Below are 24,725 nucleotides of genomic sequence, written 5' to 3' on the forward strand. Positions count from 1 at the left end.
TTGCAGCTGCGGATTCACGGCCTCGATGGTATTGGCACTCACCTATTCCCGCGCGCGAGCGTGGAATTCGGCGATTCGTCGGGCTCGGTCATCCACGGGATGCGGCAGGCGTCACCGGAATTGAAGCCCTGCTCGGTGATGCCCAGCGCGGAGTTCACCCGCGCCCGCATGTTCTCCAGCCCGATCTGGTAGGTCAGCTCGAACACGCCGGCGTCGCCGAAGCGGGACCTCAGGTCGGCGACCTGCTCGTCGGTCACGGTGTGCGGGTCGGCCGTCATCGCGTCGGCGTAGGCGATGGCCGCGCGCTCGTCGTCGCTGAACGCCGGCGAGGCGGCGTAATTGTCGATCTCCTTCAGGCGCTCCATGTCGAGGCCGTCCAGTCGCTGCAGCATGGAGCCGAAGTCGACGCACCACGAGCAGCCGATCTGGCGCGCGGTCCAGTACACCGCGAGCTCGCGCACGCTGACCGGAAGCGTCTTCGACGCCCGGTCGACCATCGTTTCGTGCACGGCGCCCGCGATCATCAGCTTGCGATGATGCGCGGAAACGGCGAACGGCTCGGGGACCTGTCCGTAGCGCCGCTTGGCCACCCGGTACATGGCACGGGTCAGCAGTCCGGCGCGGTTGGGGGGCAGGGGCTCGATGCGGGTTTTCTGTGTCATACGGGTCAGACGGGATGGCGCGCGAAATCGTGACACATACCTGCGGTATGCCGCTAGTCTCACGACCTGTGGTGGCGATTGGGAGTTGACGATGACCGCGCTTTTTAGCCGGTGGTGGCGGGCCGATCAATATGACTGGCTCTCCGGCTACCTGGCGTCGCGGGGCATCAGCGGTGCCACTCGGGCCGTGTTGGCGGCCATTTCGGCGTCGATGGTGTTGTGCCTCCTCGCGCTGCTGGCGGGCTCGGACGGTCCCCGCGGAGCCGTCCCGGTGGCGATGATGTGGGCTGCGGTCGGCGGCGGGGTGGCGGGGGTGGTGCTGTGGGTCTGCCGCTGGCCGACGCGCACGCAGTCACTCATTTTCGCCGTGACGTGCAACGCCTCCGTCGCCCTGGCGTGCCTGGCGCACCCGAACCCGCTGGCCGCGCTGATCGGCTGCATCGCCTTCGCGACCTTCGGCGCGTACATGGCGTTCTTTCACACGACGGGCTTCGTGCTGTACAACTTCGCGGTGGCCGCCGCCGTCGGCTCCTGGGAGGCGCTGTCGCTGGCCCGGGCCGGACACCCCAGCCTCGCGGGGGTGGACCTGTGGCTGGTGATCGAGGTCAACATCGCCCTGCCGGTGGCCATTCTGATCCTGGTGCGCGCCCTGGCGGGCGACCTGCTGCGCGCCGACCGCGATCCGCTGACGGGCCTGCTCAACAGGCGCGCGTTCGCGCACGAGGCGCTCGGGATGATCCTGGCCCGCCGGGGCATCGACTCCCACCTGGTGGTCATGCTGATCGATCTCGACCATTTCAAGGCCCTCAACGACCGCTGCGGCCACGCCGCGGGGGATCACGCGCTGGTCCAGGTCGCCCAGGCGCTGCTGGCCGCCGCCGACAAGCAGGCGGTGGTGGCGCGCAGCGGCGGCGAGGAGTTCCTGCTGGCCGGCACGTCTTCGGGCTGCAACGCCGAGTCGCTGGCCACGCAGATGTGCCGGGCCATCGCGGCCTCGGCGGCGGGGGTCACCGCCAGCATCGGCACCGCCTGCGCCCTCCTCGACGAGACCGCGGCCGACCCGCAACTGGTGCTGCAGGAGCTGATCAGCGCCTCCGACGCCGCGATGTATCAGGCCAAGCGGTTGGGGGGCAACCGAAGCCACCACCACGAACTCTGCTGAAGTTCCGGCTCAGCGCGAGAACATGGTCGCGCGCTTGACCTCCTGGATCGCCTTGGTGACCTCGATGCCGCGCGGGCAGGATTCGGTGCAGTTGAACGTGGTCCGGCACCGCCAGACGCCGTCGACCTCGTTGAGGATGTCGAGGCGCTCGGCGGCTGCCTCGTCGCGGCTGTCGAAGATGAAGCGGTGCGCGTTGACGATCGCCGCCGGCCCGTAGTAGCTGCCCTCGTGCCAGAACACCGGGCAGCTGGTGGTGCAGCACGCGCACAGGATGCACTTGGTGGTGTCGTCGTAGCGGGCGCGGTCGGTCGGGCTCTGGATGCGTTCCCGGGTCGGGGGGTTGCCGGTGGTGATCAGGTAGGGCTTCACCGCCCGGTAGGCGTCGAAGAACGGCTCCATGTCGACGACCAGGTCCTTCTCCACCGGCAGCCCGCGGATCGGTTCGACCGTGATGGTGAGTTTCTTGTCCGGCTTGTCGGGCAGCAGGTCGCGCATCAGCACCTTGCACGCCAGGCGGTTGACGCCGTTGATGCGCATGGCGTCGGAGCCGCACACGCCGTGCGCGCAGGACCGCCGGAACGTCAGCGTCCCGTCCAGGTAGCTCTTGATGTAGATCAGCAGGTTGAGCATCCGGTCGCTGGGCAGGCAGGGCACCCGAAAGCTTTGCCAGCCACCGGTTTTCGCGAAGGCGTCGGGCTGGTCGGGGTTGAACCGGGCGATCTTCACGGTCACCATCACCGCGCCCTCGGGAACCGGCGGCAACGGGGGCTCCAACCGGGGCTCGACGTCTGGTTCCATTTCGAAGGCCATCAGTACTTCCGTTCCTTGGGTTCGTAGCGGGTCTGCACCACGGGCTTGAAGTCCAGCGCGATATCGCTGAGCAGGTCGGGTCGCTGCTTATCGGCCCCAATTTGCTTATAGGCCATCGTGTGGCGCATGTAGTTGACGTCGTCGCGGTTCGGGTAGTCCTCGCGGGCGTGGCCGCCGCGGGACTCCTTGCGATTCAGGGCGCCCACCACGGTGACCTCGGCCAGCTCCAGTAGGAAGCCGAGCTCGATGGCCTCCAGCAGGTCGCTGTTGTAGCGCTTCCCCTTGTCGTGCACGGTGATTCGCGAGTAGCGCTCCTTGAGCGCGTGGATGTCGGTGAGCGCCTGCTTGAGCGTCTCCTCGGTGCGGAACACCGCGGCATTGTTGTCCATCGACTGCTGCAGGGCGCCACGGATGTCGGCGACGCGCTCGTTGCCGTGCTCGGAGAGGATGTCGCCCACCCACCCGACGACCATCGCCTCCGGCTCCGGCGGCATGTCGACGAAGTCGTGGCCCCGCGCATACGAAGCCGCGGCGATGCCGGCCCGGCGCCCGAAGACGTTGATGTCCAGCAGCGAATTGGTGCCAAGCCGGTTGGCGCCGTGCACCGACACGCACGCGCACTCACCGGCCGCGTATAGGCCCGGGACGGTGGAGGTGTTGTCCCGCAACACCTGTCCGGTGACGGTCGTGGGGATGCCACCCATCACGTAGTGACACGTCGGGTAGACCGGGACGAGTTCGTGCACCGGGTCCACGCCCAGATAGGTCCGCGCGAACTCGGTGATGTCGGGCAGCTTGGCCTCCAGCACGTCCTCGCCGAGGTGGCGGACGTCGATGTACACGTAGTCCTTGTTGGGGCCCGCGCCGCGGCCCCCCAGCACCTCGAGCACCATCGAGCGCGCGACGATGTCGCGCGGCGCCAGGTCGACGATCGTCGGGGCGTAGCGCTCCATGAACCGCTCGCCGTCGGCGTTGAGCAGCCGGCCGCCCTCGCCGCGCACGGCCTCGGAGATCAGGATGCCCAGGCCGGCCAGGCCGGTCGGGTGGAACTGGTGAAACTCCATGTCCTCCAAGGGAAGTCCCTTGCGGAACACGATGCCGATGCCGTCGCCGGTCAGCGTGTGCGCGTTGGAGGTCGTCTTGTACATGCGGCCCGACCCGCCGGTGGCGATGACGACGGCCTTGGCGTGAAAGACGTGGATCTCACCGGTGGCGAGCTCGTATGCGACCACCCCGGTGGCCACCGGCCCGCTCGGGGTCTCGGTGAGCACCAGGTCCAGCGCGTAGAACTCGTTGAAGAACTGCACGTCGTGCTTGACGCAGTTCTGGTACAGCGTCTGCAGGATCATGTGGCCGGTGCGGTCGGCGGCGTAGCAGGCCCGGCGCACCGGCGCCTTGCCGTGGTCGCGGGTGTGCCCGCCGAAGCGGCGCTGGTCGATGCGGCCCTCGAGGGTGCGGTTGAACGGCATCCCCATCTTCTCCAGGTCGAGCACCGCGTCGATGGCTTCCTTGCACATGATCTCGACGGCGTCCTGGTCGGCGAGGTAGTCGCCGCCCTTGACGGTGTCGAACGTGTGCCATTCCCAGTTGTCGTCCTCGACGTTGGCCAGCGCCGCGCACATGCCGCCCTGGGCGGCGCCGGTGTGGCTGCGGGTGGGGTAGAGCTTGGTCAGCACCGCGGTCCGCACCCGCGGCCCCGCCTCGACCGCGGCGCGCATCCCGGCACCGCCCGCGCCGACGATCACCACGTCGTATCGGTGTTGCTGGATCACGGCTCGCCTTCCTCGATCACGAGATGTTCGGGTCGAAGGTCACCAGCACGTAGGTGCCCAGCACCAACGTGAACCCCATCGACAACAGCAGCAGGCTGTTGAGCCAGAACCGGGTGGAGTTCTTGCGGCTGTAGTCGTCGATGATGGTGCGCAGCCCGTTGCCGCCGTGCAGCTGCGCCAGCCACAACAACGCCATGTCCCACATCTGCCAGAACGGCGAGTGCCAGCGCGCCGCCACGTAGTTGAAGTCGATGCGGTACACGCCGTCGTCCCACATCAGCATGATGAACAGGTGCCCGATCGCCAGGAACACCAGCGCGATCCCGGAGAACCGCATGAACAGCCACGCGAACTTCTCGAAGTTCGGGATGCCGGCGCGCCGGCGCGGGGAGCGGGGATTGTCCAGACTGGCGGGGCGGTCGTAGAAGCGCTGCCTGACCGGCGCGGTCTGGCCGCGCCCGAGCTGCAGGTCCGGGCTGCTCATCGCAGATGCTCCAGGACGTGGATGCCGGTCACCACGCCGGCGGGAACCATCAGCAGCAAGAAGACGATGACGACGATCAGGAACATCAGCCGCTGATGGCGCGGGCCCTGCGACCAGAAGTCGATCAGGATGACCCGGATCCCGTTCAGGCCGTGGAACAGCACCGCGGCGATCAGGCCGTATTCCATCAGGCTGACGATGGGGGTCTTGTAGTCGCCCACCACCGCGTTGTAGGTCTGCGGGCTCACCCGCAGCATCGCGGCGTCCAGCACGTGGACGAACAGGAAGAAGAAGATGGTCGCGCCGCTGATGCGGTGCAGCACCCACGCCCACATGCCCGGGTCGCCCCGATACAGGGTCCGGGGTGGTCGCCGCTTGCGCGCGGCGGCAGTGCTCACCATGTCCTCACCCGCCTTCTTGTGAACAGTCAGGGGAGTTCAGCCTAACCCTGCCAGCTGGTGGGTCATGCCGAACAGCCGCCAAGCGAAATGTCGTGTCAGAGTAGGGTGACGCTGGCAAGTCGGCCCTTTGGTGAGCGAGGTGCGTGTGCCCGACGTCGACTGGAATGTGCTGCGCGACAAGGCGATCGGAGCGGCGGCGGGGGCCTATGCGCCCTACTCGCGGTTCGCCGTGGGGGCGGCCGCGCTGGTCGACGACGGCCGCGTCGTCACCGGGTGCAATGTGGAGAACGTCTCATATGGCCTTGGTCTCTGTGCCGAGTGCGGTGTGGTGTGCGCCCTGCATTCCACCGGCGGCGGCCGGCTGGTCGCGCTGGCGTGCGTGGACCCCCGGGGGGCCACCCTGATGCCGTGCGGGCGATGCCGCCAGCTGCTGCTGGAGCACGGCGGCACCGACATGCTGATCGACCATCCGGCCGGGCCGCGCCCCCTCGGCGAGCTGCTGCCCGACGCTTTTCGCGCCGACCTGCCGCGGGAATCGCCTTGAGCGACTGGGACTTCGACGCGGCGTACGACGCGCCGACGGTGATCCGGACCAAGCGCGACGGCGGGCGGCTGTCCGACGCCGCCATCGACTGGGTGATCGACGCCTACACCCATGGCCGCGTCGCCGACGAGCAGATGTCGGCGCTGCTGATGGCGATCGTGTGGCGCGGCATGGACCGCGAGGAGATCGCCCGGTGGACGGCGGCGATGCTGGCCTCCGGCGAGCGGCTGGACTTCGCCGACCTGGGCGTCCCGACCGTCGACAAGCACTCCACCGGCGGCGTCGGGGACAAGATCACCCTGCCGTTGGTGCCCGTCGTTGCCGCCTGCGGGGCGGCCGTGCCCCAGGCGTCGGGCCGCGGGCTGGGGCACACCGGCGGCACCCTGGACAAGCTGGAGTCCATCGCGGGGTTCACCGCGCAACTGTCCGGCGCGCGGATCCGGGAACAGCTCGGCGACGTCGGCGCCGCCATCTTCGCCGCCGGCGAGCTGGCCCCGGCCGACGCCAAGCTCTACGCGCTGCGCGACGTCACCGCCACCGTCGAGTCGCTGCCGCTGATCGCCAGCTCGGTGATGAGCAAGAAGCTGGCCGAGGGCGCGGGCGCGCTGGTGCTCGACGTGAAGGTCGGCTCCGGGGCGCTGATGGCCTCGGAGGCGGCCAGCCGCGAACTCGCGCACACCATGGTCGGGCTGGGCGCGGCGCACGGGGTGCCCACCCGCGCGCTGCTGACCGACATGAACCGCCCGCTGGGATGCACCGTCGGCAACGCGCTCGAGGTCGCCGAGTCGCTGGAGGTCCTGGCCGGCGGCGGGCCGCCCGACGTGGTGGAGCTGACGCTGCGGCTGGCCGCCGAGATGCTCGACCTCGCCGGCGTCGACGACCGCGATCCCGCCCGGGCGCTGCGCGACGGCACCGCGATGGACCGCTTTCGCCGGCTCGTCGCGGCCCAGGACGGCGACTTGTCGGTACCGTTGCCGATCGGTTCGTGTTCCGAGACCGTGACCGCTCACCGGGGCGGCACAATGGGCGATATCGACGCGATGGCGGTGGGGCTGGCGAGTTGGCGGCTCGGCGCGGGCAGGGCCCGTCCGGGCCATCCGGTGCAGCTGGGCGCCGGGATCCGGATCCATCGCCGCCCGCGGGAGCCCGTCGCCGCCGGCGAGCCGCTGTTCACCCTCTACACCGACACCCCCGAACGCTTCGACGCCGCGATGGCCGAGCTGGCCGGCGGCTACAGCGTCGACGACACGCCACCGGCCTCCCGGCCGCTGATCATCGATCGGATCGCGCAGTGATCGACCTCAACCAGATCAGGAAGGCGCCCAAGGCCCTGCTGCACGACCACCTGGACGGCGGGCTGCGGCCGTCGACCGTGATCGACATCGCCGGTGCGACCGGCTACGACGGGCTGCCCGCCACCGACGTCGACGAGCTGGCGACGTGGTTTCGCACCCGGTCGCACAGCGGCTCGCTGGAGCGCTACCTGGAACCGTTCTCGCACACCGTGGCGGTGATGCAGACCCCCGACGCCCTGTACCGCGTCGCCTACGAATGTGTGGAGGACCTGGCCGCGGATTCGGTCGTCTACGCCGAGGTGCGCTTCGCCCCCGAACTGCACATCAACCGCGGGCTGTCCTTCGACGAGATCGTCGATGCCGTGCTGGCGGGCTTCGCCGCCGGCGAGCAGGCCTGCGCGGCGGCGGGGCGCCCCATCAAGGTGCGGTGCTTGGTCACCGCGATGCGCCACGCCGCGGTGTCCCGTGAGATTGCCGAGCTGGCGATCCGGTTCCGGGACAAGGGCGTGGTGGGGTTCGACATCGCCGGCGCCGAGGCCGGCAACCCGCCGACGCGGCACCTGGACGCTTTCGAGTACATGCGAGACCATAACGCGCGCTTCACGATTCACGCCGGCGAGGCGTTCGGCCTGCCCTCCATCCACGAGGCCATCGCGTTCTGCGGCGCCGACCGGCTCGGCCACGGCGTGCGCATCGTCGACGACATCGAGGTCCTCGAGGACGGCCGCGTCCGGCTGGGCCAGCAGGCATCCATCTTGCGGGACAAACGAATTCCGCTGGAGCTGTGCCCCAGCTCGAACGTGCAGACCGGCGCGGTCAAGAGCATCGCCGAGCACCCGTTCGACCTGCTGGCCCGCACCCGCTTCCGCGTGACCGTCAACACCGACAACCGGCTGATGAGCGACACCACGATGAGCCTCGAAATGTCGAGGCTCATCGAGGCTTTCGGTTATGGGTGGAGTGATCTGGAGCGGTTCACGATCAACGCCATGAAGTCGGCCTTCATCCCGTTCGACGAGCGGTTGGCGATCATCGACGAGGTGATCAAGCCGCGCTACGCGGTGTTGATCGGCTAGCCGCGGTCAGCGGGGCAGCCCGGTGTGGCTGCGACGGCCCGTCACGGCCTCCCAGATCGCGATCAGGACGACGGCGGCGCCGACGCCGACGAAGAACGGAATCCACGCGATTCCACCGTTGGCGTTGTGGTATCCGAACTGGGCGGACACCGCTGAGCCGATCAGGCCGCCGACGGCACCGAGGACGACCGTCATGACCATGCCGATGGTCTGCTTGCCCGGCATGACCAGACGCGCCACCACACCGATGACCGCGCCGACGATGATCGCCAGGATGATTGATCCGATCATTTGTAGCTCCCGTTGTCTTCTACGGCGCCCCGTGCGGGCGCCATCTCGGACAAGAGTTCCCCGAACCGCCGGGCTTGTAACACAATTCGATCGGGTCTGCGCTGCCCGCCGACGCTGCGCTGCGAGTTGCCGCCGACACTGATATGAGTTGTCCATGACGTCGTACCGAAAAGGACTGAACATGAAGCCGAAAGCAGTGCGGGCCGCCCTCGGTGCGGCGGCGGCGGCCCTGGCCGCCGGTGTGCTGTGGAGCGCGCCGACGGCCTCGGCGGGCACCCCGTTTTGCGACTCGCTTCCTCCCCGGGACGCCCGCGAGTGCAACTGCGGATTCGACTTCGCCCCGGGCAGCCCGGAACTGCACGATTGCCTGTACGGAAACACGCCCGCGCCCCAGCGGCCCTGACCGGGCGGCCCATGCAGGCTCGTCGTTTGACGAATAGGGTGGCTGGACATGAAGCTGCCGCTGCTGGGACCCGTGTCGCTCACGGGCTTCCAGAACGCCTGGTTCTTCCTGTTCTTGCTGGCCGTGGCGCTGCTGATCGGGATCTACGTGGTGGTGCAGTTCGCCCGGCGCCGCCGGGTGCTGCGGTTCGCCAACATGGAGGTGCTCGAGCGGGTGGCGCCGCTGCGCTCGGGCCGCTGGCGGCACGTGCCGACGATCCTGCTCGCCGTGTCGCTGGTCCTGCTGACCACCGCCATGGCCGGTCCGACATCGGACATCCGGATCCCGCTCAACCGCGCCGTCGTCGTGCTGGTCATCGACGTCTCGGAATCCATGGCGTCCACCGACGTCGCCCCCAACCGGCTGGCCGCCGCGCAGGAGGCCGGCAAGAAGTTCGCCGATGAGCTGACGCCTGCCATCAACCTGGGCCTGGTCGAATTCGCCGCCAACGCCTCGCTGCTGGTCTCCCCGACGACGAACCGCGCCGCGGTGAAGGCGGCGATCGACGGGTTGAAGCCGGCCCCGAAAACCGCGACGGGGGAGGGCATCTTCACGGCGCTGCAGGCGATCGCCACGGTCGGCTCGGTGATGGGCGGCGGCGAAGGCCCGCCCCCCGCGCGCATCGTCCTGGAATCCGACGGCGCCGAAAACGTGCCGCTGGACCCCAACGCCCCGCAGGGTGCGTTCACCGCCGCGCGGGCAGCCAAGGCCGAGGAGGTGCAGATCTCGACGATCTCCTTCGGCACGCCCTACGGCACCGTCGAGTACGAGGGCGCCACCATCCCGGTCCCCGTCGACGACCAGACGCTGCAGGAGATCACCAAGATCACCGACGGCCAGGCGTTCCACGCGGACAGCCTGGAATCGCTCGAGAGCGTCTATTCGACGCTGCAGCGCCAGATCGGCTACCAGACGGTCAAGGGGGACGCCAGCCTCGCCTGGATGCTGCTGGGCGCGGTGCTGCTGGCCGGCGCGGTGCTGGCCGGGGAGTTCCTGAACCGGCGGCTGCCCGCCTGAGCGGTCAGACCGGCAGGCGCCGGTTGATCAGCAGGGCCAGCGCCGCGGCGAGCAGCGCGACGACGACGCCCAGGCGCAGCCAGCCGGCGCTGCCGGGTCCGGGCACCGTGCGGAACCCGATGTCGTTCTCGATGGCGTTGTAGCTCTTGTTCAGCTCGCCGATGTTGGTGGCGGTGTAGGACTGGCCGCCGGAGAGCTGGGCGATCTTGCGCATCTGGTCCGTGGACACGGGGACGGCGACGCGCTGCCCGTCCATCTCTATCTCGCCGCCCTTGGTGCCGAACGAGATGGTCGAGATGGGCACGCCCTGGTCCTTGGCCAGCCGCGCCGCGGTGAAGGCGCCGTCGTGCGGGTCGCTCGGGTCGGTCGGCTTGTTCTCGCCGCCGTCGGACAGCAGCACGATGCGCGCCGGCGGTGGGGTGTCCCCGCCCGTGATGGCCGCGGCGCCGACCGCGTGCAGCGCGGTGAAGATCGCCTCGCCGGTCGCCGTCCCGTCGGCGAACTCGAGCTTCTTCAGCGCCTCGAGCGTCGCCTCGTGCTGCGGGGTCGGGGGCACCAGCAGGTAGGGCGTGCCCGCGAATCCGACCAGCCCGAGGTTGATGCCCGGCGTCAGCTGGCTGGCGAACTGGCTGGCCGCCTGCTCGGCCGCCTTTAGCCGGTTGGGTTCGACGTCGGTGGCGCGCATCGAGTTGGACATGTCGATGATCAGCACGACGCAGGCGCGGTTGCGCGGGATGCGCATGTCGTGCGTGGGCGTGGCCAGGGCGACGGTCAGCAGGAACAGGGACAGCAGCGACCCCGCGATGGGAAGGTGCCGCCACCACGACTGGGGCACGTCGGCCTCGGTGAACCGGCGCAGCCGCTGCCGGCGCCGGGCCTGCACCACGACATAGACGGCGAGCAGCGCCAGCGGGATCAGACCGAACAGCAGCATGCCCGGACGCTGGAAGCCGTACAGGGGCAACGGGCCGACGCCGGGAAGCGACACCTGCGCCAGTAAAGAGCAGTCTGGGTGGCCCGTCAAACGCGGCGGGTCGGCGCCCTACTCCCGCTCTACTCCCGCCTGAGCCGCCCGTCGATGAATTGCTCCAACTTCTCCCACTCGCGCACGGCGGCGGCGTAGGGGGGTGTGGGCTTGGCGACCGACTCCGGCTCCAGCACGTGGCCCACCAGCTTGCCCAGCGGCCGGCCGGGGTCCAGCGCCTTGTCCACCGTGCTCTCCTCGGAGTAGTCGCCGATGTCGCGGAGCAGCTCGACGGCCAGGTCGAGCTGGTCGCGATCCACGGCGTCGGGTCCGTCGGCGAAGTCGTCGGCCAGCCCGCTCAGCACGTAGATGTTCTCGTCGGTGATGTCCACCGCCAGCGAGCCGTCCGTCGCGGCGGTGCGGATGTCGTCGTAGGTGCTCAGGTCGGACAGGTCGTGGTCGTGCTCGTCGGCGAGGTAGCGGGCCAGCGCCCGCTCCGAGCTGAACACGCTGATCCGGCCGTTGCGGCCCAGGAAGATCGGGCGGTCGTCCAGGTAGCAGCGCAGCGTGTAGAACGTGCCGGAGCTGGTGATGATCCGGATCGGGTCGATGCCGACCTGCACCCAGAAGTCCTCGTCGCCGCCCAGCACGACGGTGTCGCCGGCCGCGCGGGCCTCCTCCTCGGCCTCGTCGTCCTCGGTGTCTTCGTCGTCCTCGTCCTCGGTGTCTTCGTCTTCGTCGTCTTCGTCGGCCTCGTCGGTTTCTTCGGCGGCTTCCGCCTCCGCCTCGTCTTCCGCGGGCTCCTCGCGCTCCTCTTCCAGCTCCTCGGCGGCCTTTTCGGACGCGTCCTCGTCGACCTCGGGGGCGCTGATGATCTCCTCGATCGAGCCCAGCACGTCGTCCCAGCTGCGGGCGATGACCTCGGCGATCGCGTTCCAGCGCTTCTGGCCCGCCTTGCCGGTGAAGGTGTCGATGCCGCCGGCCACCGTGCCCAGGTTGGGGTTGCCGTTGAAGAACTTCGACACCGCCGCCAGCTCGCACACCGAGCCGATCGACGACACGATCGCCAGCGCTCCGGCCAGCGCGGTCACCGACTCCTCGGTGGGCTTCTCCGACACCAGCTCCTCGACCACGACCAGGTCGAACTGGCGGTCCTCGCCGGGCTCGAAGTCGTGCGCGTGCGCCGAGGTCAGGTCCTGCCAGCCCGGGTGGTCGGCGAGGTCGTTGTCGGCGCCCGAGCGCACGAACGCGACCAGGTCGGCGACCGAGGAGAACGCGTACAGGTCCTCGTCCTTGCCCAGGAACGCCTCCCACTCGTCGCCGGCGTCGCGCCAGCGCGGCGCCCACACCGTGTAGCGGTCACCGGCGGACAGGCTCAGGCGGATCGGCACGAGGTCAGCAGCCATGCGGCACACAATAGCGACGGGTGGCGCGGTGGCGGCTACGCGGCCCAGATCGTCGCGATCGGCGCGGCACCGGCCGCGTAACCGGTTTTGGGCAGCCCGTACATCTGCTCCAGGGTGGAAAGCACGCTGTAGTGGCTGATCTGCTCGGCGTAGTTGCCGGGCTGCACGTGCCCGCCGTAGATCACCGTCGGGATCTGGTTGCGCGGTCCGCCGTCGTCCTCGTCCCACGTCACGATCAGCAGGCTGTTGTTGGCCACCGCCCAGTTGGCGTAGCCCGACAGCTCGCGGCTCAGCCAGGCGTCGGCCTGCGCGATCGAGCCGTCGTGCATGTTGTCGTCGTTGTTGGGAATGACGAACGAGACGGTCGGCAGGCCGGCGTAGTTGCCCAGCGGGAAGGCCGAGAACGGCAGCGAGTTGGCGGGCGGCACATTGGTGAAGTTGGCCCACGGCACGTGCTTTCGCGCGTACTTGCCGGCGCTGCACACGGTGGAGCCCGGTGCGGGCAGCCCTTCGGCGTAACCGACGAACGTGTAGCCGGCGGCCAGCAATTCGGAGCCCAGGTTGGGGGTGGCACCGCCGTCGACCGGGCACGAGTCCTTGGTCACCCCGAGGGTGCTGCCGGCGAACAGCGCCAGGTAGTTGGGCTCGCTGGGATGCGCCTCGGCGAACGACTGCACCATGTTCGCGCCGCCCGCGGCCAGTGCGTTGATGAACGGCGCCGACTTGTTGCCGATGATGTTGGTCGCGGAGCGGTTCTCCTCCACCACGATCACCACGTGCGCGGGCTGCGGCAGCGCGGCCGCCGCGAGCTCCACCCGGGGCGCCGACGGGACGATCGCCAGTCCCACCAGCGCGGCCGCGCCGGCCAGGCTTTTGATTGTGCTCAGCACGCCGGGAGTATATGGGCGGATTCACCCGCCCGAGGGCGGCCACGCGAGCGTGTCGGCGTTGCTAGTCGCAATCGTTATATAGGGTCAAATGCCGTGGACGTGCGCGTCATTGATCACCCGCTGGCCCTGTCGCGGCTGACGGCGCTGCGCGACGAACGCACCGACAACGCCCACTTCCGGGCCGGCCTGCGCGAGCTGACCGCGATGCTGGTCTACGAGGCCACGCGCGACGCCGCCCGCGAGACCTTTCCGATCCGTACGCCGCTGGCCGAGACGCTCGGGGTGCGCCTGGCCCACCCGCCCCTGCTGGTGCCGGTGCTGCGCGCGGGCCTGGGCATGCTCGAGCGCGCCCTGGAGCTGCTCCCGGAGGCGCGGGTGGGCTTCGTCGGCGTGGCCCGCGACGAGGAAACCCATTGCGCGACGGGATATCTCGAGTCGCTGCCCGACGACTTGTCCGGCGTGCCGGTGATCGTCCTGGACCCGATGCTGGCCACCGGCGGGTCGATGACCCACACGATCGGCCTGCTGCACCGGCGCGGCGCGTCGGATATCACCGTGCTGTGCGCGGTGGCAGCTCCGGAAGGCGTTGCCGCGCTTGAGAAGGCGGCGCCGGACGCGCGGCTGTTCACCGTTGCCGTCGACGACCGCCTCAACGAGATCGCCTACATCGTGCCGGGTCTCGGCGATGCGGGCGACCGCCAATTCGGGCCGCGCTAGCCCCGACGGGGCACGAACAGCCAGACCGCCCCGACCGCGAAAATCGCACCGCAAATGAACAACGCCTTCGGGTTCGGCGTGCCGACGTGATGTCCGTAGACCTGGTAAGCGCCGAAGCCGAAGGACAGCAGCGAAAACACCGCACTCGCGACGCCGGCCATCCGGTATGACTTGGCCTGGTACTGCCGGCGGGCGTCGAGCAGCTGCTCCGCGGCGTCCGCGCTTTGGGTGGCCGAGAACTCCCGCAGCTGCGCGGCCAATTCTTCCGCGATGCCGCGGCCGCTGGACAGTTCCAAGTCCAGTTCCGCCGATTTGGCAAGGGATTTCAGGCGATAGAGCCACAACCCGTCGTCGTCTCTGACGGCGGTGATCTCGGCGTCTTCTCGCGTCAGCGTGAGGATCGGCGAGCCGAGGACGGGCCGATAGCCGGTCCCGCCCCTCTTGGTGTCGGTGATCAGCACGCGCGTCGGTGTCAGGATGAGGAACATCGTTTGCGGCAGTCGGGTCTGCGGCCGCCCGTTGACAGTCAACGACGGCCGCCACATGAGTGAGAAGCTCTCGTTGTCCATCCGGTCGTGCGCTCCGGCGGCATTGAGCGCGATGCAGCGCAGGATCGTTTCGCCGAGCTCCGATGACAGTTGTGGCGCCAACCGTTGCTCATATTTTCGGAGAAACATGATCAAGTTCACCACGCTTGCACGGCCGAGACCAGCTCGTCGCGCAGCGCGCGGGCGCGCCGCCTGGCCGAGGGCAGGTCGTTGGTCGGCGCGCAGCGAATCTCCAAGTAGCACTTCAACTTCGGTTCGGTGCCCGACGGCCGCACCACCACCCGCGCCGACGTTTCGCCGTCGCCGCCGGTGAAGATCAGCGCGTCGGTGATGTCGGTGGTGCTCGCGGGGAAGCCGGCCAGCCGACCCGGCGCGGCCGCCCGCAGCCGCCGCATCAGTTCCGCGGCCTCGTCGGTGTCGGCCACGCGGCGCGACACCGCGGCGACGTCGTGCACGCCGTGGCGGCGGGCGAGGTCGTCGAGCGCGTCGGGCACCGAACGGCCCTGGGCCCGCAGCGCGGCCACCAGGTCGCACACCAGCACCGCGGCGCTGATGCCGTCCTTGTCGCGCACCGCCTCCGGGTCGACGCAGTGGCCGATCGCCTCCTCGTAGGCGTAGACCAGCCTGCCGCCCGGCACGCCGGAATCGGCGCGCGCCAGCCACTTGAAGCCGGTGAGGGTCTCGACGTGGGTGGCGCCGTGTTCGGCGGCGATCGCCGCCAGCATCCGCGACGACACCACGGTGCTGGCCACCACCGCCGTGCCGGATCTGTCGTGGGACAGGATGTAATCGCCCAGCAGCCAACCGGTTTCGTCACCGGACAGCATCCGCCAGCCGGCGGGGGTCGGGATGCCGACGGCGCAGCGGTCGGCGTCGGGATCCAGCGCGATCGCGACGTCGGCGCGGGTCTCCTCGGCCAGCGCGAGCAGCGCGTCGGCGGCCCCGGGTTCCTCCGGGTTGGGGAAGGCGACGGTGGGAAAGTCGGGGTCCGGCGCGAACTGGGCCCCGACGGTGTGGACCTGGTCGAATCCCGCGCGGTGCAGCGCCGCCACGGCCGGCGCGCCGCCCACGCCGTGCAGCGGCGTCAGCGCCACCCGCACCGACCCGGCGCCGCGGCGCACCGCGGCCGCGCGCTCGAGGTAACGCTCGACGAGGTCGGTCTCGGCGGGTGCGACGGGCGCCCTGGCGATCCGGTCGGCCGGGGGAGCGGCGGCCATCGCGGCCTCGATCCGGCGGTCGGTGGGGGAGACGATCTGGATGCCGCCCTGCCAGTACACCTTGTAGCCGTTGTCGGCCGGCGGGTTGTGCGACGCGGTGATCTGCACCCCCGCGGCCGCGCCGGCGTGGCGGACCGCGAACGCGACGACGGGTGTCGGGACCGGTCCCGGGAAGAGCAGAACCGAAAAGCCTTCGGCGGCAAGCACTTCGGCCGTCACGGTGGCGAACGCCGCCGAGCCGTGCCGGGCGTCGCGGCCGACGACCACCAGCCCCGGTTCGCCCAGCACCCGCGCCACCGCCCACGTCGCGCGCGACACCACCGCGACGTTCATCGCGTCGGGCCCGTCTCGCACCGGCCCGCGCAACCCCGCTGTGCCGAACCGCAGCGGGCGGGCCGGCGTCACGTCGTCACAGCCGGGCCACCACCTCGGCCAGCAGCGCGCCCATCCGGCTGGCCGACGCGGTCCCGGCGGCCAGCACCTCGGCGTGGCTCAACGGTTCTCCCGACATCCCGGCGGCCGGGTTGGTGACCAGCGACACCCCCAGCACCTCGGCGCCGGCCGCGCGGGCCGCGATGGTCTCGTGCACCGTCGACATGCCGACCAGGTCGGCGCCCAGCGCCCACAGCGCCCGGATCTCCGCGGGCGTCTCGTAGTTCGGCCCGGGCAGGCCGGCGTAGACGCCCTCGGTCAGCCCCGGGTCGGCAAGGCGGGCGAGCTCGCGCAGCCGCGGCGAGTAGGCGTCGGTCATGTCCACGAACTGAGGGCCGACCAGCGGCGAGCGCGCCGTGAGGTTCAGGTGGTCGCTGATCAGCACCGGCTCGCCGACCGCCAGCTCGGGGCGCAGCGCCCCGGCCGCGTTGGTGAGCACGACGGTGCGCACCCCCGCCGCGCAGGCCGCGCGCACCGCGTGCACGACGTGGCACAGGTCGTGCCCCTCGTAGGCGTGCACGCGACCGACCAGCACCAGCACCCGATGCGCGCCGATGCGCACCGACAACAGCTCACCGGTGTGCCCGACGGCGGTCGGCGGCGCGAACCCGGGCAGGTCGGCCTGCGCCAGCGTGACGGCCGGGGGGCCGAGCGCCGCCACCGCCGGCCGCCATCCCGAGCCGAGGACGATCGCGACGTCGTGCTCGGCGACCCCGGTGCGCTCGGCGATCGCTTGCGCCGCCCGCCGTGCGAGCTCCTCGGGATCGGGCAGGGGTGCGGCCACAGTCGGCGAGCTTAGCCCGGCATGTGTCAGGATCTGCCGTATGCGTCGTCCGGGGTGGTCGAATTTTCCTCTGGTAGTTGCCGTTGCGGTGTCGGTGGTCGCGATCGCGTTCGGCCCGGCGCCGCCGGCGGCGGCCGACCCGTGTCCCGATGTCCAGCTCATCTTCGCCCGGGGCACCGCCGAGCCGCCCGGCCTGGGCGCGGTGGGCGATGCGCTGTTCGCCGCGCTGCGGTCCGCGCTCGGGGCGCGCAACGTCGACGCCTACCCGGTGAACTATCCGGCCAGCTACAACTTCCTGACCACAGCCGACGCGGCCAACGACGCGCGCGAACACATCGCCGCGATGGTCGACCAGTGCCCGGCGACGCGGCTGGTACTCGGTGGCTTCTCGCAGGGCGCCTCGGCGGTGTCGATGCTGGCGGGTGTGCCGCCCATTGGGCAGCGCATCGGCAACTTCGGGTCGGCGCCCGCGCTGGATCCCGCGCTGGCCGACCGGGTGCGGGCGGTCGCGGTGTTCGGCAATCCCGGCAACCGGTTCAACACGCCCCTGTCCTCGACGGGCGCGTGGGCCGGTCGCGCCATCGACCTGTGCAGCGACGGCGATCCGGTCTGCGTCGTCGGGGGCCGCGACCGTGACGCGCACCACGTCTACGAGGTGCCGCCCTACCCCGGTCAGGCGGCGGCGTTCATCGCCGGACTGGTGTAGATCGCCGCTACAGGCCCGCGAGGATGCTGCGCAGGCCGTTGATGCCCGCGGCGAAGGCCGCCCCCGCCCCGTTCACACTGCCGGTGATGGCGCCCGCGTGGAAGAACCCGGAGACGTAGTCGCCGGTGTTGCCGATGCCGGAGGCGAAGTCGCCGGCGTTGTCGAACCCGGAGCTTCCCGTGCCGGAGTTGCCGAAGCCCGAGCTGGCACCGGACCCGGTGAACAGGTTGCCCACGCCGGTGTTCAGGTCGCCGGAGTTGAACAGACCCGTGTTGGTGCTGCCGGAGTTGAAGAAGCCGGTGTTGTAGTTGCCCGCGTTGAAACCGCCGGTGGCGTAGTCACCCGAGTTGAAGAATCCCGTGTCGCTCGATCCCGAGTTGAACAGGCCGGCGCTCAGGGCACCCGAATTGCCCAGGCCCCAGTTGAATTGGCCCGAGTTGCCGATGCCGATGTTGCCGTTGCCCGAGTTTAAGAAGCCGATGTTGTTGGTTCCGGAGTTGCCGAACCCGATGTTGCCGAGGCCGGAATTCAGGCCGCCGAAACCGATCTGGTGGTCGCCGGTGAGCCCGATGCCGATGTTTCCGGTGCCGGTGTTGCCGAAACCGAAGTTCAGCGAGCCCACGTTGCCGAGGCCGAAGTTGTTGCTGCCGTTGTTGCCGAAGCCCAGGTTGTAGCTGCCGAGGTTGCCGAAGCCCGCGTTGAAGCCGCCGGTGTTGCCGCTGCCCAGGTTGAAGCTGCCGAGGTTGCCGCTGCCCAGGTCCCAGTGGCCGAAGTTGCCGCTGCCCAGGTTGACGTTGCCGAGGTTGCCGCTGCCCAGGTTGAGCTCGCCCAGGTTGCCGCTGCCCAGGTTCCACGACTGCCCGTTCCCGATGCCCAGGGTCAGCAGGTGCGCGTTGCCGATGCCGGCGAAGTTGATGCCGGGCAAGGCTTCCAGCGGCGCGAAGATGTTTTGCTCGATGAACTGCAGCGGGCCGGACGTCGCCAGCTGGGTCGCCGCGGCGGACGCGCCGGCGTGATAGTCGACCATCGCGGCCACGTCCTGGGCCCACATCTGCTCGTACTCGGCCTCGGTGGCCGCGATCGCGGGGGCGTTCTGGCCGAACAGGTTCGAGATCACCAGGGACACCAGGTCGGTGCGGTTGGAGGCGACCATCGTGGGGTGCACGGTGGCCGCCAGCGAGGACTCGAACACCGCGGCGACGGCCTGGGCCTGCGCCGACGCGTTTTCGGCGTGGGCGGCGGCCGCGCTGAGGAAGCCGGCGTACGGGGTGGCCGCCGCCATCATCGCCGCCGACGCCGGGCCCTGCCACGCCTGTCCCGTCAGCCCGGAGGTCACGGACGCGAACGACGACGCCGCCGAGGCGAGCTCGGAGGCCAGGCCGTCCCAGGCCGCCGCGGCCTCTAGCATCGGCGCCGACCCCGCGCCGACGAACATTCGCAACGAGTTGATCTCAGGCGGCAAGACTAAAAAACTCATGTCACATAGATAGCAGAATTACATACTTTAAGTCCAGTTGAACGCGTAATCGCTAGTTATACGGTTTGGTAGCGGGGCGCGACCGCGGCGGTGAGATACTGCGAAGGTGCCCGCTCCCTCGTTGGACCACCCGCTAGGTCGCGTCGAGGCTGTCGTGCGGCGACACGGTGCCGACCTCGTCGAGTTGTCCCACGCAATTCATGCCGAGCCGGAGCTCGCGTTCGCCGAGCACCGCAGCTGCGCCAAGGCGCAGGCGCTGGTCGCCGAGCGCGGTTTCGAGATCACCGCGGCCGCGGGCGGCCTGGACACGGCCTTCCGCGCCGACTTCGGCAGCGGACCGCTGACCGTCGGGGTGTGCGCCGAGTACGACGCGCTGCCCGAGATCGGCCACGCGTGCGGGCACAACATCATCGCGGCGTCAGCGGTGGGCACCGCGCTGGCGCTGGCCGAGGTGGCCGACGACCTGGGCCTGCGGGTGGCGCTGATCGGCACGCCCGCCGAGGAGGCCGGCGGCGGCAAGGCGCTGCTGCTGCGGGCCGGGGTGTTCGACGACGTCGCCGCCGCGGTGATGCTGCATCCCGGGCCCGCCGACATCGCCGCGGCCCGCTCGCTGGCGCTGTCGGAAGCGACCGTGCACTACCGTGGCAAGGAATCCCATGCTGCCGTCGCGCCGCATCAGGGGGTCAACGCCGCCGACGCCGTGACCGTCGCGCAGGTGGCCGTCGGGCTGTTGCGTCAGCAACTGGCGCCGGGCCAGCTGGTGCACGGCATCGTCACCGACGGCGGGCAGGCGGTCAACGTCATCCCCGGGCACGCGGCGCTGCAGTATGCGATGCGGGCGGTCGAATCGGAATCGCTGAGGCAGCTGGAGGGCAGGATGTACGCGTGCTTCGCGGCGGGCGCGCTGGCCACCGGCTGCGAATACGAAATAGACAACCCGGCGCCCGCGTACGACGAACTCAAGCCCGACGAGTGGCTGGCCGACGTCTTCCGCGAGGAGATGCGCCGGCTCGGCCGCGAGCCGGTGGCCCGCGAGTTCGAGGCGTCGCTGCCCATGGGCAGCACGGACATGGGCAACGTGACGCAGGTCCTGCCGGGCATCCATCCGATCGTCGGGGTCGACGCGGGCGGCGCCACCGTCCACCAGCGCGCCTTCGCGGCCGCCGCCGCCGGCCCCAGCGCCGACCGCGCGGTCCTCGACGGCGCGATCATGTTGGCGCGCACGGTGGTTCACCTCGCCCAGGCCCCCGAGCAGCGCGACCGGGTGCTGGCCGCGCGGGAGCGCCGAACCGGCGGGGCGCGCGCATGAGCCTCGTCGACACCGCCGAATCGTGGTTGGCCGCCCACCACGACGAGCTGGTGGAGTGGCGCCGGCACATCCATCGCTACCCGGAGCTGGGCCGGCAGGAGTTCGCCACCACCCAGTTCGTCGCCGAGCGGCTGGCCGACGCGGGGCTGAAACCGAAGCTGCTGCCCGGGACCGGGCTGATCTGCGACATGGGTCCCGAGCACGAGCCGAGGATCGCGCTGCGGGCCGACATGGACGCGCTGCCGATGGCCGAGCTCACCGGCGCGCCGTACGCCTCGACGATGCCCAACGTCGCGCACGCCTGCGGACACGACGCGCACACCGCGATCCTGCTGGGCACGGCGCTGGCGCTGGGAACCGTGCCGGAGCTGCCCGTCGGGGTGCGGCTGATCTTTCAGGCCGCCGAGGAGTTGATGCCCGGCGGGGCGATCGACGCCATCGCCGCCGGGGCGCTGGCCGGGGTGTCGCGGATCTTCGCCCTGCACTGCGATCCCCGCCTGGAGGTCGGCAAGATCGCGGTCCGGCAGGGCCCGATCACCTCGGCGGCCGACCAGATGGAGATCACGCTGTATTCGCCCGGCGGGCACACGTCGCGCCCGCACTTGACCGCCGACCTGGTCTACGGGCTGGGCACGCTGATCACCGGGCTGCCGGGGGTGCTGTCGCGCCGCATCGACCCGCGCAACAGCACGGTGCTGGTGTGGGGCGCGGTCAACGCGGGCGTGGCCCCCAACGCGATTCCGCAGACCGGCGTGCTGGCCGGCACAGTGCGCACCGCGAGCCGCCAGACCTGGATCGCGCTCGAGGAGGTCATCCGCGAGACCGTGTCCGCGCTGCTGTCCCCGCTGGCGATCGAGCACACGCTGCAATACCGGCGCGGCGTGCCGCCGGTGGTCAACGAGGACGTCTCGACGCGGATCCTGACCCACGCGATCGAGGCCGTCGGCCCCGACGCGCTGGCCGACACCCGGCAGTCCGGCGGCGGTGAGGATTTCTCCTGGTATCTCGAGGAGATCCCCGGCGCGATGGCGCGATTGGGGGTGTGGTCGGGCCAGGGACTGCAGCTGGACCTGCACCAGCCGACCTTCGACCTCGACGAGCGGGCCCTGGCGATCGGGCTGCGCGTGATGGTCAACATCGTCGAGCAGGCCGCCCTGTTCTAGGTGCGCGAGCGCGCTCATTTGTACGCCGACACGCCGTCCAAGCCGGCATTTTGAGGACGCTCGGCAAGTGACTGGCGTGGTCCGCCTGAGGCGCCGAAGATGGCCGGCATGCATGCTGAGCTCGACCGGTTGCTGGTTGAACAAGGCGGAGTTGTTAGCACGAGCCAGGTGTTAACTTTCGTGACTCGTCGAGGCCTTGAGAGTCAACTGAAAAGCGGTGCATTGCAGAAGGTTTGGCATGGCATATACGGCCGCGGCGAAGTGACCGCTGCGTTGCGATTGCGGGGGCTGGACCTGCTGGCCGGCACGACGGTCGCGGCGTGCATGCACACTGCAGCGGCCGCTTATGGATTCGACACCGAAGACACCTCGAATCTGCATGTGCTTAACCCCGGCGGTCGGCGCTTGCGCTCGGCTCGCGGTCTGGTGGTGCACCGTCGAGAAGGGGCACCGCTGACTGTGATGCGGGGTCGGCCGGCCACGGCACCCTCATGGACGGCGATCGAAGTTGCCCGCAGCCTGCGGCGGCCTCGCGCACTCGCGACCCTCGATGCCGCGCTGCGCAGCAGGACGTGCAGCCGCGGCGAGCTGGCGCGGGCCATCGGGTTGCAGTCCGGTCGTCGGGGCGTCGTCAACGTCCGGGAACTCCTTTCCCTGGCTTCGCCGCTGGCCGAGTCGCCGATGGAGAGCGAGGCTCGACTGGTCATGATCGATGGAGGCCTACCGCGGCCAGTGCTGCAGTACGAGGTCATCGACCTGACCGGCCGCCTCTGGCGGCTCGACTTCGCCTGGCCCGAGTTTCGGGTGGCTGCCGAGTACGACGGAGTCGACTGGCACAGCGGGCGCGACGCATTTCGACGGGACCGCAAAAGGTCCGCGGCCTTGCAGGACCTGAGTTGGGTGGTAGTGCCGATCATCGCCGAGGATGTCAGGTATCAACCCGCACAACTTGTGCGTCGGCTCAACGCTCGATTAAGTCGGGCAGCGTGAGTGGCCCCAAAATGCCGGCCGCGACGGCGTGTCGGCGTGCATATGAGCGCGCTCGGCGGAAGGGGAGTCAGCCGCTGGTTCCCGGGCCGATGTTGTGTGCCGGGCGGGTTCGCAGATCGTGCACGTAATCCTCTGGCGCGCCGGCGATTTCGGCCGCGTCGGCCATCACGCCGAGGTAGCGCGCCGACGGCAGGCCGCCCTCCCAGGCGTCCAGCACGTACAGCCACGCCAGCGCGGGGTCGGTGGTGGTGTCCGACGAGATGCGCTCCACCCGGCAGCGGATCTTCTTGTGGACGCCGAACTCGGAGCCCTCCCACCGGTCGAGGTTGATCTCGTCGGCCGGCGTCATGTCGTAGAGCACGACGAACACCTTCGACTGCGGGTCCTCGACGATCGTCGCCAGGGCCCCTTCCCAGCCGATGTCCTCGCCGCCGAACGTCAGCCGCCACCCGTGTAACCAGCCAGTTCCGGCCATCGGCGAGTGCGGCGCGCGCTTGAGCATCTGCTCGGGATCCATGTTGGACCCGTACGCGGCGTAGATCGGCACGGGGAAAGCTTAGACGTCGCGTGCTCGCGCGGTATTCACCCGAGCGATTCGCGGGGTCCCGGCCGCCCCGGTCCGATGGCCCGGCTCCTCCTCGCGCCGCGCTGCGGCGCGCATCGTCTCCGGGATAGGTTAGGGGCCGTGGTGACCCGCATCGTCATCCTCGGGGGAGGTCCGGCCGGATACGAAGCCGCGCTCGTCGCCGCGACGTCCCATCCCGACACGACGCACGTCACCGTCATCGACTCCGACGGCATCGGCGGGGCGGCCGTGCTGGACGACTGCGTGCCGTCCAAGACGTTCATCGCCTCCACCGGGTTGCGCACCGAGCTGCGCCGGGCGCCGCGGCTGGGCTTCGACATCGACTTCGAGGACGCCAAGATCTCGTTGCCGCAGATCCACGCCCGGGTCAAACGGCTCGCCACCGAGCAGTCGGCGGACATCACCGCGCAGCTGCTGGCCGTGGGCGTCGAGGTGGTCGCGGGCCGCGGCGAGCTCGTCGACCCCACGCCCGGCCTGGCCAAGCACCGCATCAAGGCCACCCATTCCGACGGCACCACCAGCGAGCACGAGGCCGACGTCGTGCTGATCGCCACCGGCGCCAGCCCGCGGATCCTGCCGACCGCCCGGCCCGACGGCGAACGGATCCTGACCTGGCGGCAGCTCTACGACCTGGAGGCGCTGCCCGAGCACCTGGTCGTGGTGGGCTCGGGGGTGACCGGCGCCGAATTCGTGCACGCCTACACCGAGTTGGGCGTGCGCGTGTCGGTGGCGGCCAGCCGGGACCGGGTGCTGCCGTACGAGGACGCCGACGCCGCGTTGGTGCTGGAAGAGTCGTTCGCCGAACGCGGGGTGCAGCTGTTCAAGAACGCGCGCGCCGAGTCGGTCACGCGGACCGACGCCGGGGTGCTGGTCACGATGACGGACGGCCGCACCGTCGAGGGCAGCCACGCCCTGATGACCATCGGATCGGTTCCCAACACGAGCGGCCTGGGCCTGGAGCGGGTCGGCATCGAACTGGGGCGCGGCAATTACCTGACCGTGGACCGGGTTTCGCGCACCTCGGTGCCCGGCATCTATGCCGCCGGCGACTGCACCGGGCTGCTGCTGCTGGCGTCGGTCGCCGCCATGCAGGGCCGGATCGCGATGTATCACGCGCTGGGGGAGGGCGTCAGCCCGATCCGGTTGCGCACGGTCGCCGCGACGGTGTTCACCCGGCCCGAGATCGCCGCGGTCGGGGTGCCGCAATCGATGATCGACGACGGTTCGGTGTCGGCGCGGACCATCATGCTGCCGCTGCGCACCAACGCGCGGGCGAAGATGTCGGGCCTGCGGCAGGGCTTCGTCAAGGTCTTCTGCCGGCGGTCCACCGGCGTGGTGATCGGCGGTGTCGTGGTGGCGCCGATCGCCTCCGAGCTGATCCTGCCGATCGCCGTCGCGGTGCAGAACCGCATCACCGTCAACGAGTTGGCGCAGACACTGGCCGTCTACCCGTCGCTGTCCGGCTCGATCACCGAGGCCGCGCGCCGGCTGATGGCCCACGACGATCTGGACTAACGCAACTCTCGGAGGCCGGACCAACTAGCCTTGGTGGAGCACGGCTACCGACGAGTAACCGGACA

The 24,725-nt window shown here is 70.1% G+C and carries 23 protein-coding genes and 3 pseudogenes; 12 read left to right on the forward strand and 14 right to left on the reverse strand.

All coding sequences use genetic code 11. From position 1 onward, the window contains the following. Positions 1 to 38: 38 nt before the first annotated feature. Positions 39 to 680, reverse strand: a pseudogene (locus AC5Y7V_RS07185) (carboxymuconolactone decarboxylase family protein); the annotation flags it as partial. 73 nt (positions 681 to 753) lie between these two features. Here AC5Y7V_RS07185 and AC5Y7V_RS07190 point away from each other — a divergent pair. After that, a complete protein-coding gene (locus AC5Y7V_RS07190; protein WP_499879327.1) occupies positions 754 to 1,824 on the forward strand; it encodes a GGDEF domain-containing protein in 1,071 nt (356 codons plus the stop codon). 9 nt (positions 1,825 to 1,833) lie between these two features. Here the strand turns inward: AC5Y7V_RS07190 and AC5Y7V_RS07195 are convergent, their stop codons facing one another. The 4 genes from AC5Y7V_RS07195 to sdhC are packed head-to-tail and all read right to left on the reverse strand — an operon-like array spanning position 1,834 to position 5,225. Beyond that, positions 1,834 to 2,622 (reverse strand): succinate dehydrogenase iron-sulfur subunit, encoded by a 789-nt coding sequence (locus AC5Y7V_RS07195; RefSeq protein WP_499879638.1) that lies wholly within the window; start codon positions 2,620 to 2,622, stop codon positions 1,834 to 1,836. Between the two features lie 11 nt (positions 2,623 to 2,633). Further along, a complete protein-coding gene (sdhA, locus tag AC5Y7V_RS07200) occupies positions 2,634 to 4,406 on the reverse strand; it encodes a succinate dehydrogenase flavoprotein subunit (RefSeq protein WP_499879328.1) in 1,773 nt (590 codons plus the stop codon). Positions 4,407 to 4,422: 16 nt separating this feature from the next. After that, the gene (locus AC5Y7V_RS07205; RefSeq protein ID WP_499879329.1) at positions 4,423 to 4,890 is read right to left on the reverse strand and encodes a succinate dehydrogenase hydrophobic membrane anchor subunit; all 468 of its coding nucleotides are present in this window, start codon (positions 4,888 to 4,890) and stop codon (positions 4,423 to 4,425) included. Next, positions 4,887 to 5,225 carry a succinate dehydrogenase, cytochrome b556 subunit gene (sdhC, locus tag AC5Y7V_RS07210; protein WP_499879639.1) on the reverse strand — a complete coding sequence of 113 codons (339 nt, stop codon included), beginning with the start codon at positions 5,223 to 5,225 and terminating at the stop codon, positions 4,887 to 4,889. Before sdhC ends, AC5Y7V_RS07205 begins: the two co-directional genes overlap by 4 nt. A gap of 211 nt (positions 5,226 to 5,436) precedes the next feature. On the opposite strand from sdhC, the gene AC5Y7V_RS07215 reads away from it, so the two are divergent. The 3 genes from AC5Y7V_RS07215 to AC5Y7V_RS07225 are packed head-to-tail and all read left to right on the forward strand — an operon-like array spanning position 5,437 to position 8,206. Next, a complete protein-coding gene (locus AC5Y7V_RS07215) occupies positions 5,437 to 5,835 on the forward strand; it encodes a cytidine deaminase (RefSeq protein WP_499879640.1) in 399 nt (132 codons plus the stop codon). Further along, positions 5,832 to 7,130, forward strand: a complete 1,299-nt coding sequence (locus AC5Y7V_RS07220) for a thymidine phosphorylase (protein WP_499879330.1) — start codon at positions 5,832 to 5,834, stop codon at positions 7,128 to 7,130. Before AC5Y7V_RS07215 ends, AC5Y7V_RS07220 begins: the two co-directional genes overlap by 4 nt. Continuing rightward, positions 7,127 to 8,206, forward strand: coding sequence for an adenosine deaminase (locus AC5Y7V_RS07225; protein WP_499879331.1), 1,080 nt, complete (start codon positions 7,127 to 7,129; stop codon positions 8,204 to 8,206). Before AC5Y7V_RS07220 ends, AC5Y7V_RS07225 begins: the two co-directional genes overlap by 4 nt. 6 nt (positions 8,207 to 8,212) lie before the next feature. Here AC5Y7V_RS07225 and AC5Y7V_RS07230 read toward each other — a convergent pair whose 3' ends face one another. Beyond that, entirely contained in the window at positions 8,213 to 8,497 is a 285-nt protein-coding gene (locus AC5Y7V_RS07230; protein WP_499879332.1) for a GlsB/YeaQ/YmgE family stress response membrane protein, read from the reverse strand. A gap of 181 nt (positions 8,498 to 8,678) precedes the next feature. Here AC5Y7V_RS07230 and AC5Y7V_RS07235 point away from each other — a divergent pair, with 181 nt between their 5' ends. Continuing rightward, on the forward strand, positions 8,679 to 8,900 hold the full coding sequence (locus AC5Y7V_RS07235; protein ID WP_499879333.1) for a hypothetical protein: 222 nt from the start codon (positions 8,679 to 8,681) through the stop codon (positions 8,898 to 8,900). A 48-nt stretch (positions 8,901 to 8,948) separates the two neighbouring features. After that, positions 8,949 to 9,956, forward strand: coding sequence for a VWA domain-containing protein (locus AC5Y7V_RS07240; RefSeq protein ID WP_499879334.1), 1,008 nt, complete (start codon positions 8,949 to 8,951; stop codon positions 9,954 to 9,956). 4 nt (positions 9,957 to 9,960) lie between these two features. On the opposite strand, the gene AC5Y7V_RS07245 is transcribed toward AC5Y7V_RS07240, so the two are convergent. From AC5Y7V_RS07245 to AC5Y7V_RS07255, 3 genes are all read right to left on the reverse strand, one after another. Next, positions 9,961 to 10,944, reverse strand: a complete 984-nt coding sequence (locus AC5Y7V_RS07245) for a VWA domain-containing protein (RefSeq protein WP_499879335.1) — start codon at positions 10,942 to 10,944, stop codon at positions 9,961 to 9,963. Between the two features lie 65 nt (positions 10,945 to 11,009). After that, positions 11,010 to 12,326 (reverse strand): protein export chaperone SatS, encoded by a 1,317-nt coding sequence (gene satS / locus AC5Y7V_RS07250; RefSeq protein WP_499879336.1) that lies wholly within the window; start codon positions 12,324 to 12,326, stop codon positions 11,010 to 11,012. Between the two features lie 35 nt (positions 12,327 to 12,361). Continuing rightward, complete coding sequence (locus tag AC5Y7V_RS07255; RefSeq protein ID WP_499879641.1) at positions 12,362 to 13,204, reverse strand: alkaline phosphatase family protein; 843 nt, start codon at positions 13,202 to 13,204, stop codon at positions 12,362 to 12,364. Between the two features lie 105 nt (positions 13,205 to 13,309). Between AC5Y7V_RS07255 and upp the strand changes: the two genes are divergently transcribed. Then, positions 13,310 to 13,933, forward strand: coding sequence for a uracil phosphoribosyltransferase (gene upp, locus AC5Y7V_RS07260; RefSeq protein WP_499879337.1), 624 nt, complete (start codon positions 13,310 to 13,312; stop codon positions 13,931 to 13,933). On the opposite strand, the gene AC5Y7V_RS07265 is transcribed toward upp, so the two are convergent. The 3 genes and pseudogenes from AC5Y7V_RS07265 to AC5Y7V_RS07275 all read right to left on the reverse strand — a co-directional run bounded on the left by AC5Y7V_RS07265 (position 13,930) and on the right by AC5Y7V_RS07275 (position 16,914). Further along, positions 13,930 to 14,583 carry a hypothetical protein gene (locus tag AC5Y7V_RS07265; RefSeq protein ID WP_499879338.1) on the reverse strand — a complete coding sequence of 218 codons (654 nt, stop codon included), beginning with the start codon at positions 14,581 to 14,583 and terminating at the stop codon, positions 13,930 to 13,932. The two genes, upp and AC5Y7V_RS07265, sit on opposite strands and share 4 nt — an antisense overlap. Positions 14,584 to 14,618: 35 nt before the next feature. Further along, a pseudogene (locus AC5Y7V_RS07270) lies at positions 14,619 to 16,187 on the reverse strand (phospho-sugar mutase); the annotation flags it as partial. Beyond that, the gene (locus tag AC5Y7V_RS07275; RefSeq protein WP_499879339.1) at positions 16,108 to 16,914 is read right to left on the reverse strand and encodes a purine-nucleoside phosphorylase; all 807 of its coding nucleotides are present in this window, start codon (positions 16,912 to 16,914) and stop codon (positions 16,108 to 16,110) included. The pseudogene AC5Y7V_RS07270 and the gene AC5Y7V_RS07275, both read right to left, overlap by 80 nt. 88 nt (positions 16,915 to 17,002) lie before the next feature. Between AC5Y7V_RS07275 and AC5Y7V_RS07280 the strand changes: the two genes are divergently transcribed. Beyond that, positions 17,003 to 17,620 (forward strand): cutinase family protein, encoded by a 618-nt coding sequence (locus tag AC5Y7V_RS07280; RefSeq protein ID WP_499879340.1) that lies wholly within the window; start codon positions 17,003 to 17,005, stop codon positions 17,618 to 17,620. 7 nt (positions 17,621 to 17,627) lie between these two features. Here the strand turns inward: AC5Y7V_RS07280 and AC5Y7V_RS07285 are convergent, their stop codons facing one another. Further along, positions 17,628 to 19,097, reverse strand: coding sequence for a PPE family protein (locus AC5Y7V_RS07285; RefSeq protein ID WP_499879341.1), 1,470 nt, complete (start codon positions 19,095 to 19,097; stop codon positions 17,628 to 17,630). 121 nt (positions 19,098 to 19,218) lie between these two features. On the opposite strand from AC5Y7V_RS07285, the gene AC5Y7V_RS07290 reads away from it, so the two are divergent. From AC5Y7V_RS07290 to AC5Y7V_RS07300, 3 genes are all read left to right on the forward strand, one after another. Further along, a complete protein-coding gene (locus AC5Y7V_RS07290; RefSeq protein WP_499879642.1) occupies positions 19,219 to 20,406 on the forward strand; it encodes a M20 family metallopeptidase in 1,188 nt (395 codons plus the stop codon). Then, the gene (locus AC5Y7V_RS07295) at positions 20,403 to 21,569 is read left to right on the forward strand and encodes a M20 family metallopeptidase (RefSeq protein WP_499879342.1); all 1,167 of its coding nucleotides are present in this window, start codon (positions 20,403 to 20,405) and stop codon (positions 21,567 to 21,569) included. Before AC5Y7V_RS07290 ends, AC5Y7V_RS07295 begins: the two co-directional genes overlap by 4 nt. A gap of 108 nt (positions 21,570 to 21,677) precedes the next feature. Further along, complete coding sequence (locus tag AC5Y7V_RS07300) at positions 21,678 to 22,559, forward strand: type IV toxin-antitoxin system AbiEi family antitoxin (RefSeq protein ID WP_499879643.1); 882 nt, start codon at positions 21,678 to 21,680, stop codon at positions 22,557 to 22,559. A gap of 67 nt (positions 22,560 to 22,626) precedes the next feature. Here AC5Y7V_RS07300 and AC5Y7V_RS07305 read toward each other — a convergent pair whose 3' ends face one another. Continuing rightward, positions 22,627 to 23,106, reverse strand: a complete 480-nt coding sequence (locus AC5Y7V_RS07305; RefSeq protein WP_499879343.1) for a gamma-glutamylcyclotransferase family protein — start codon at positions 23,104 to 23,106, stop codon at positions 22,627 to 22,629. Positions 23,107 to 23,244: 138 nt separating this feature from the next. Here AC5Y7V_RS07305 and AC5Y7V_RS07310 point away from each other — a divergent pair. Further along, positions 23,245 to 24,719: pseudogene (locus AC5Y7V_RS07310) on the forward strand (NAD(P)H-quinone dehydrogenase); the annotation flags it as partial. Positions 24,720 to 24,725 lie beyond the last annotated feature (6 nt).

The organism is Mycobacterium sp. NGS34, assembly GCF_059812845.1.

What these genes read in the sequence shown, in the direction of transcription:
- AC5Y7V_RS07285 (WP_499879341.1), bottom strand. Translation starts at nt 19,097, where the DNA reads ATGAGTTTTTTAGTCTTGCCGCCTGAGATCAACTCGTTGCGAATGTTC.
- satS (WP_499879336.1), bottom strand. Translation starts at nt 12,326, where the DNA reads ATGGCTGCTGACCTCGTGCCGATCCGCCTGAGCCTGTCCGCCGGTGAC.
- AC5Y7V_RS07235 (WP_499879333.1), top strand. Translation starts at nt 8,679, where the DNA reads ATGAAGCCGAAAGCAGTGCGGGCCGCCCTCGGTGCGGCGGCGGCGGCC.
- AC5Y7V_RS07190 (WP_499879327.1), top strand. Translation starts at nt 754, where the DNA reads ATGACCGCGCTTTTTAGCCGGTGGTGGCGGGCCGATCAATATGACTGG.
- AC5Y7V_RS07300 (WP_499879643.1), top strand. Translation starts at nt 21,678, where the DNA reads ATGCATGCTGAGCTCGACCGGTTGCTGGTTGAACAAGGCGGAGTTGTT.
- AC5Y7V_RS07295 (WP_499879342.1), top strand. Translation starts at nt 20,403, where the DNA reads ATGAGCCTCGTCGACACCGCCGAATCGTGGTTGGCCGCCCACCACGAC.
- AC5Y7V_RS07240 (WP_499879334.1), top strand. Translation starts at nt 8,949, where the DNA reads ATGAAGCTGCCGCTGCTGGGACCCGTGTCGCTCACGGGCTTCCAGAAC.
- sdhC (WP_499879639.1), bottom strand. Translation starts at nt 5,225, where the DNA reads ATGTGGGCGTGGGTGCTGCACCGCATCAGCGGCGCGACCATCTTCTTC.
- AC5Y7V_RS07230 (WP_499879332.1), bottom strand. Translation starts at nt 8,497, where the DNA reads ATGATCGGATCAATCATCCTGGCGATCATCGTCGGCGCGGTCATCGGT.
- AC5Y7V_RS07195 (WP_499879638.1), bottom strand. Translation starts at nt 2,622, where the DNA reads ATGGAACCAGACGTCGAGCCCCGGTTGGAGCCCCCGTTGCCGCCGGTT.
- AC5Y7V_RS07205 (WP_499879329.1), bottom strand. Translation starts at nt 4,890, where the DNA reads ATGAGCAGCCCGGACCTGCAGCTCGGGCGCGGCCAGACCGCGCCGGTC.